This is a genomic window from Micromonospora thermarum (genome assembly GCF_012034245.1).
Taxonomy (GTDB): Bacteria; Actinomycetota; Actinomycetes; order Mycobacteriales; family Micromonosporaceae; genus Micromonospora; species Micromonospora thermarum.
Genome location: NZ_JAATEO010000113.1, coordinates 1 through 330 on the forward strand (window position 1 = coordinate 1; position 330 = coordinate 330).

Here is a 330-nt window from a genome sequence, read left to right on the forward strand (position 1 = left end):
GTGACCGAGGTCAGCATGCCCCGCCGCTCGGAGCCACCGTCGTAGGTGTAGGTCCGGGTGGCCTTGCCGTCGGTGCTGGTCGCCACCCGACCGAGCAGGTCGTACGTGGTCGTCGACGTGACTCCGTCGGCGTCGGTGTAGGACGTCTGCCGGCCCAGGCCGTCGTAGCCCTTCACCACCTGCGCGGTCGACAGCCCGCTGACCACCGACTGGACGCGCAGCAGCCGCCCGGTGGACGGTTCGTAGACGTTGCGGGTGATCGGGACCGCGGTGCCGAGCCCCGACGCCACGGCCACGCTGGTCTCGTACGCCCGGCCCGCGCCGTCGTAC

1 protein-coding gene is annotated in these 330 nt (G+C 72.1%); it reads right to left on the bottom strand.

The window, feature by feature from the left end; translation table 11 throughout:
- A partial coding sequence (locus tag HCJ94_RS29445) for an RHS repeat domain-containing protein (protein ID WP_168004259.1) occupies positions 1-330 on the bottom strand: 330 nt, incomplete at both ends.